The sequence below is a fragment of the Pseudomonas sp. genome, assembly GCF_035277045.1.
Lineage (GTDB): Bacteria > Pseudomonadota > Gammaproteobacteria > Pseudomonadales > Pseudomonadaceae > Aquipseudomonas.
Genome location: NZ_DATELE010000089.1, coordinates 1 through 6,635, shown reverse-complemented (window position 1 = coordinate 6,635; position 6,635 = coordinate 1). Strand labels below are relative to the sequence as shown.

The following is a 6,635-nucleotide window of genomic DNA, read 5'->3' as shown; positions in this document are numbered from 1 at the left end:
TGCGCAGCAGGGTGGTCTTGCCCGACCCGCTGGCACCGAGCAGCGCGACGAATTCACCCGGGGCGATATCCAGGTCCAGGGCATCGATCACCCGGTTGTCGCCAAACTGGCGAACCACGCCACGCAGGCTCACGGCTGCCGGCGGCTCTATCTTGCTGTGGGCATTCATCGGTCAGCTCCTCACGAAAGACGGCCGCCAGGCCAGGGCGTGGCGCTCAAGGGTGCGAATCAGCCCGTCGATCAGCAGGCCGAGCACGCTGTAGATCAGCAGGCAGATGACGATCACGTCGGTACGCATGAAGTCGCGGGCGTCACTGGCCAGGTAACCGATGCCCGCCGTGGTGTTGATCTGTTCGACGAACACCAGGGCCAGCCACGAAATCGCCAGGGAGTAACGCAGCCCCACGAAGAACGAGGGCAGGGCACCGGGCAGGATCACGTGCCAGATCAGCTCCAGGCGCGTGAGCCCGAGCGAATTGCCGGCTTCCACCAGTTTCGGGTCGATGTTGCGGATGCCCGCATAGAGATTGAGGTACACCGGGAAAGTCGTGCCGGTCACGATCAGCGCGACCTTGGTGAACTCACCGATGCCGAACCAGAGAATGAACAGCGGCACCAGCGCCAGGGACGGGATGGTGCGAAGCATCTGCATGGGCGAGTCGAGCAGCACTTCGCCGCGCTTGGACAGGCCACTGATCAGAGCGGCCACCACGCCGATCGCAATGCCGATCACCAGGCCGGTCACTGCCCGCTGTAGCGAAACCAGCAGGTGCCTGCCCAGCTCGCCGCTGCTGAGCAGTTCCCACAACGTGCCCGCGATCGCGCTGGGCGCCGCGATGACCCGGGGCGGTATCAGCCCGGCCCGGGCGGCGACCTCCCACATCAGCAGCAAGACCACTGGGCTGAGCAGCCGCAGCAGCGGCTCGGGGGTTTTCCAGCGGCGGTGTGATGTTGCAAGGGGCGGGCTCATGGGCATTTCATCCGTGGAATACGAAGGTGGACCCGTCCGTGAGCGGCGGGGGCTGGCTTCAGAACGTATTCGAATGGATGAATGCTGTAAAAGCACTTGTAGTTCTATGCTAATTATTCTTGGGCAGAATATTAAATCAAACTTCTATGAAGAATATTTATTTCCAAGGCAGACCGCCCGGGTGTCTGGCCGCTTTCACCCGCCTCGGATCAACTGTGCGTCCGGGCCATGCGCATGACTCATTCCTGGACAGCAACCGCCTCGTCACCTGATTCAGCCGCCAGCTTCAATCGGTCAGCCTTGCTGATGTACCTGTCCTTGCTCTTTGGTGCCAGTTTGGCACTGGCTTTCTTGGCGCGAGCCTTGAACAACTGCTGCAGCTTCTTTTGACGATTCATGTGGTTCACCCGGTTTGCAAAGCCTGGAATGATATCAGCTCCCGGGGTGAGCGGAAGAGACGGACGGCCCCTTTACAGCCCCAGCTTCTGCCTGAGTTCGGCCTCGCTCCTGGCCCCGCTGAGCGGGCCACCAGGTAGTCCTTCATTGGCTCGCGCCAGGGGGATCAACACCGGTATGAAACCGGCATCGCGCACCAGCCGGGCACCCATTTCGCGGGCCTGGGCGTCGTCCGCGAAGGTCGGAATGGCCACGTTCTTGTGCGCCTGGTCCCTCATCGATGCGTAGCCGATGGCGTTGAATGCCCGTACCAGGTGCACCCCGGGCAGGTAGTGCTCATCCGCTAGGGCGACCCCCTGGGCCAGTGCCTTGCGACCGGTCTCACCGTCGCGGCCGCTGAAAGGGTTGCTGGTGCTCAGCACCACCTTGCCATCGAGCTTGCCTTTGAGCTGCTCGGACAAGGCCGGCATCGCCCCGTATGGCACGCTCAGCACGATCACATCACCCCACGCCGCGGCGTCGCTCACCGAGCCCGCCTGGGCATTGGGACCAGCGGTCTTCACAAGGGCCGCCAACTGCTCGGGATGACGGGACGAAAACATCACCGAGTGGCCTGCCTTCACCCACTGCGTACCCAGCGTTCCGCCGACGTTTCCGGCCCCGATCACGCTGATCCTTAGGGTATCTGCCAGGGCCTGACCGGTGCAGAGGGCGGCGCCTGCCAGCACCATGAAGAGGATTCTGGACATGCGCAGTGCTCCTGAGTCGGAAAAGGGACTGTCAGTTACCGTAGTTGGGACGGCGGGGAAACGAAAGGGCCGTCATCGATTTGATCCAGGCAGCTTTCCGGGACGATTCTCCAAGGCGTCGATTGTAGTGGATTGCGACGCGCATCTCGTGCCTCAAAACGGCGCATCAGAGCCTCGGGCGTTCAGCCAGCGTCCTGTGTCGACGGTAAAAACGACACCCGGGTTGCCGTCGGCCTGCATCGCCTTTTTACTGGTGTTCCTACCCAAGTGGAACACGCCAGGAGAGCACGGTAATGAGCGAAACGGTGACCGTTCCCCCCGCAACGCTGCGAAAAGTGACCGCCGCGGCCGCGGTGGGCAATTTCGTCGAGTGGTTCGACTTCGCGGTGTATGGCTTTCTCGCCACGATCATCGCCAGGCAATTCTTCGCCAGTGATGACCCCAGCGTCGCCTTGCTGCAGACCTTCGCGGTGTTCGCGGTGGCGTTCGCGCTGCGCCCGCTGGGCGGGATCGTGTTCGGCGCGCTGGGTGACCGCCTGGGGCGCAAGCGCGTGCTCTCGGCGACGGTGCTGATGATGGCCGGTGCCACCACGGTGATCGGCCTGCTGCCGACCTATGCCAGCATTGGCCTGATGGCGCCGGTGCTGCTCACCCTGACCCGCTGCGTGCAGGGGTTCTCCGCGGGTGGCGAGTATGCCGGCGCCTGCGCCTACCTGATGGAGCATGCGCCGAACCACAAGCGCGCGTGGTACGGCAGCTTCATCCCGGTATCGACCTTTTCGGCGTTTGCCTGCGCGGCGGTGATGGCTTACCTGCTCGATGCCAGCCTCTCGCCCGAGGCGATGAACGAATGGGGCTGGCGCGTGCCGTTCCTGGTCGCGGCGCCGTTGGGTGTGGTTGGCCTCTACCTGCGCTGGCGGATGGAGGAAACGCCCGCGTTTCGCCTGGCCATGGCCGACAAGCATGAGCACGCCCATTCCCCGCTGCGTGAAACCCTCGGGCAGCAGAAGGGCACCATGCTGCGCCTGGGCGCCTTCATTTCGCTGACCGCGCTATCTTTCTACATGTTCACGACCTACTTCGCGACCTACCTGCAGGTCGTCGGGCACTTGAGCCGGGCGCAGTCGCTGATGGTGTCGACGATCGCACTGCTGTTCGCGGCCGGCGCCTGCCCCGTGGCGGGCGCCTTCTCGGACCGCTTCGGCCGCCGCAAGACCATGGGCGTCACCTGCCTGTGGGTCATCCTGACCGTGTTCCCGGCCTATTGGCTGGCCGGCTCGGGTGATCTGCTGGCCGCGGTCTTCGGCGTTATCCTGCTTGCGGTGGGGGCGGTGTTCGCTGGCGTGGTCACCGCCGCGCTGCTCTCCGAAGTGTTCCCCACCCGCACGCGCTACACCGCCTCGGCCATGACCTACAACATCGCCTACACCCTGTTCGGTGGTACCGCCCCACTGGTCGCCACCTGGCTGATCACCCAGACGGGCAGCAGCCTGGCCCCGGCGTTTTACCTGGTGGTGATCGCCTTGCTGGCCCTGACCGGAGGCCTGGCGCTGCCGGAAACCTACCGGATCTCGTTGCACGATGAGGCCGGCGCGGCGCCAGGCGACGGGCTGGAGGGTGTCCGGGCCGCCGGATGATCGCCTTTGTACGAAGGAAATGTCCTGCCGCTGCGCGCCAAATGGTCCCGGTACCCGGCTGACAGCGTTCGACAATGAACGCTGTCAGCGCCGGAGCCCTTGGCTCAGCTGATCTGGAAGCCGTGAGCCAGCGGGTCTTCATCATCGACGATGAGGGTGTTGTAGCCAATCACCTTGGCCCAGCCCGTCACGCTGGGGATGATGCCCTGGTAATCGCCAATGTCAGTTTCCGACTCTACCCGCCCCGTGAACACCGTGCCGATCAGGCTTTGCGCCCGATAGTTCTGGCCGACGGCCAGGCGCCCCTTGCCATGCAACTGCGCCAGGCGGGCGCTGGTGCCGGTGCCGCCGGGCGAGCGGTCGATCGCCTGTTCGCCATAGAACACGGCGGAGCGGCCGTCGGCGACACTTGCGTCGGCACCGTCACACCACAAGACATGGTGGACACCGCGGATCCCCGCGTCGAGGGGATGAACCGGATCGATCACATCTGCCAATGCCGCGCGCAGTCTCTGGCTCAGGTCGATGATGGTCGACGCGCGCGCGCCGTCCAGGCCTGACCAGTTGGCTTGCGGTTCGACGACCGCATAGAAGTTGCCGCCATAGGCGACATCGACCACCAGCTCGCCCACGCCCGGCACCTCGACCACCACATCGCTGGCGTGCAGGTAGCTGGCCACGTTGATCATCTGCACGCTGGTGACCTTGTCGCCTTCGCGGGTATAGCGGACATCGACCCGGCCTGCCGGCGTCTCGAGCGACACCACCCCAGGCGTGCGCGGGGTCAGCAGCCCCTCCTGGAGCGCGGTGGTCACCAGGCCGATGGTGCCGGCGCCGCACATGGGCAGGCAGCCACTGACCTCGATGAACAGCACCGCCACGTCACAGTCCTCGCGCCAGGCCGGGTACAGGATCGCGCCCGACATCACGTCATGCCCGCGCGGCTCGAACATCAGTGCCCGGCGTATCCAGTCGTACTGCTCCATGAACAGCGCCCGGCGCTCGCCGATCGGCAGATGCGGCAACATCGGCGCGCCGCCTGCCACCAGCCGAACCGGATTACCGCAGGTATGCGCGTCAATGCAGAAAAAGGTGTTCTTCATTTCAGGCCATCTCCAGGGGTGCTGTCAGATTCCGTGTCAGTACACTTAATACAGTCGGTATACAGGAATCTCAAGCGCTGTTACATGGACGAGTATGGAGTCCAGTCACTGGGCCGAAATTCGCGCAGAGAAATGCGGTAACCGCCACGCGTCCCGGTGCTGGTCATCATGAGCGAGGGTGGCTCACGCGCCCGGCCGGCGTCAGGCATGCCCCGAGCACCTGTAGCAGCGCTTTCACCTTCGGCAGGCTCTGTCGGCTTTTCAGCCACACCAGGTTCAGCGGCAGGCTGTCCATGGCCAGCTGCGGCAGTACCTCGACCAGCTCGCCAGTGTCCAGGTAGCGGTTGACCAGCCAGGTCGGCAACTGGGTGATGCCCGCCCCCGCGACGGCGGCCATGAGCTGGCTCTCGCCGTCACCGATGGCGATGCGGCCTTGCATCAGGCGGCGGTCGACATGGCCCGGCTGGCTGGAGAAGTACCAGGGCGTGACGGTACCGTCTTCGTGGCCGTAGAGAATACAGTCGTGGGCATCGAGATCATCGGCGGTGGCGGGGACGCCGCGGGTCTGGAGGTACGCGGGGGAGGCGCAGAACACCAGACGCTGGGCGCCGAGGTACTGGTGGCCCAGCAGCGCGGGCCAGGCATCCGGGGCGCCGATGCGCACGACGATGTCGATGCCTTGCTCGACCGGGTCGACAAAACGGTCGGAAAAGGTGACATGGGGCAGCAGTTGCGGATGGTCCCGCAGGAATTCCAGCAACAGCGGCAGCACGTGCACGCGCCCGTAGGAGGCCGGCAGGTCGAGACGCACACGCCCGCGCGGTTCCGCATCCTGATCACGCAAGGTTTGCTCGGCCTCTTCGAGGCAGCCAAGCACTTCGGAACAGGTGCGGTAGTACTGCGCGCCCGCATCGGTCAGCGAAAGTCGCCGGGTGGTGCGGTTGAACAGGCGCAGCTGCAACCGCTGCTCGAGCCGGGCGATGCCTTTGCTGACGGCGGAGTTGGTGAGGTTCAGGCGCCGGGCCGCGGCGGAAAAGCTGCCGACGTTGGCCACGCAGACGAACACGTGAATACCCTTGAGGGTTTCTGAAGCGATCATGGTGGCTCGTATTGGCGATGTGGATTCACAGTGTCACACAAGTGAAATATTCCCGGCGTAACTTCCTGCATTACAAAAAAATGGCAGTTTCAAGACAATATGAATGCAGCCTTGCCCTGGGAATCGGGGCGGCTACACATGGAGGTGAGCGTGGAATCATGTACGGAAGTCGTCCGCCATCAGATGCAAAGCGCGGAACCTGTGCTGATGCGGCTGGACACAGAAATGCAGGACATCGAGTTTGACCCGCTGGTGCCCGCCAGCGTGGACGCGGCAATCGCCACGGTGTACCGGGTGACCGAGTCACTGCTGGGGCCGTTTCGGGCCAATCCGATTCTAGGGCCGTTGGCCGATGAGCTCAGGGCACAATACCTCGAAGGCATCCACGCGAGCGTCAAAGAGGCCAGGCACCTGGCCTGACCTCCTCTAAGCGGCCGCTCAGCTGTCCTTGCCACGCCCGGGCAGCACGCTGCTGATCAGCTGCTTGGCAGTCTGCTTGAGAATGCCGGCCTGGTCAGGATCGCCCTGCAGCAGGGTAGAGGCAAACTTCTTCGCTTGCTCCAGCTTGATATGCGGCGGCAGCGGCGCGACGTTGGGGTCGGTGCGGAACTCGATCAGTACCGGCACGTCACTGGCCAGCGCCTTTTCCCGCGCCGCGGCCACTTCATCTTCTCGCTCGAC

The 6,635-nt window shown here is 64.2% G+C and carries 7 protein-coding genes and 2 pseudogenes; 2 read left to right on the top strand and 7 right to left on the bottom strand.

Annotated elements, in window-relative coordinates; all coding sequences use genetic code 11:
- The 4 genes and pseudogenes from VJS90_RS03635 to VJS90_RS03620 form a co-directional block, all read right to left on the bottom strand.
- Positions 1-169: ATP-binding cassette domain-containing protein (locus VJS90_RS03635; protein ID WP_324119198.1), on the bottom strand; the 169-nt coding region annotated here is incomplete at its 3' end.
- Between the two features lie 3 nt (positions 170-172).
- Positions 173-949, bottom strand: a pseudogene (locus VJS90_RS03630) (ABC transporter permease); the annotation flags it as partial.
- 260 nt (positions 950-1,209) lie between these two features.
- A complete protein-coding gene (locus tag VJS90_RS03625) occupies positions 1,210-1,368 on the bottom strand; it encodes a DUF2986 domain-containing protein (protein WP_324119196.1) in 159 nt (52 codons plus the stop codon).
- A gap of 72 nt (positions 1,369-1,440) precedes the next feature.
- A complete protein-coding gene (locus VJS90_RS03620; protein ID WP_324119194.1) occupies positions 1,441-2,115 on the bottom strand; it encodes an NADPH-dependent F420 reductase in 675 nt (224 codons plus the stop codon).
- A gap of 293 nt (positions 2,116-2,408) precedes the next feature.
- On the opposite strand from VJS90_RS03620, the gene VJS90_RS03615 reads away from it, so the two are divergent.
- Positions 2,409-3,752 carry an MFS transporter gene (locus VJS90_RS03615; protein ID WP_324119192.1) on the top strand — a complete coding sequence of 448 codons (1,344 nt, stop codon included), beginning with the start codon at positions 2,409-2,411 and terminating at the stop codon, positions 3,750-3,752.
- A 104-nt stretch (positions 3,753-3,856) separates the two neighbouring features.
- On the opposite strand, the gene VJS90_RS03610 is transcribed toward VJS90_RS03615, so the two are convergent.
- Entirely contained in the window at positions 3,857-4,855 is a 999-nt protein-coding gene (locus tag VJS90_RS03610; protein WP_324119185.1) for a 4-hydroxyproline epimerase, read from the bottom strand.
- Between the two features lie 166 nt (positions 4,856-5,021).
- Positions 5,022-5,954: a LysR family transcriptional regulator gene (locus tag VJS90_RS03605; protein WP_324119184.1), complete on the bottom strand. Its 933-nt coding sequence runs from the start codon at positions 5,952-5,954 to the stop codon at positions 5,022-5,024.
- Between the two features lie 207 nt (positions 5,955-6,161).
- Here VJS90_RS03605 and VJS90_RS03600 point away from each other — a divergent pair, with 207 nt between their 5' ends.
- A complete protein-coding gene (locus tag VJS90_RS03600; protein ID WP_324119182.1) occupies positions 6,162-6,374 on the top strand; it encodes a hypothetical protein in 213 nt (70 codons plus the stop codon).
- Between the two features lie 18 nt (positions 6,375-6,392).
- Here VJS90_RS03600 and VJS90_RS03595 read toward each other — a convergent pair.
- Positions 6,393-6,635, bottom strand: a pseudogene (locus VJS90_RS03595) (thiamine pyrophosphate-requiring protein); the annotation flags it as partial.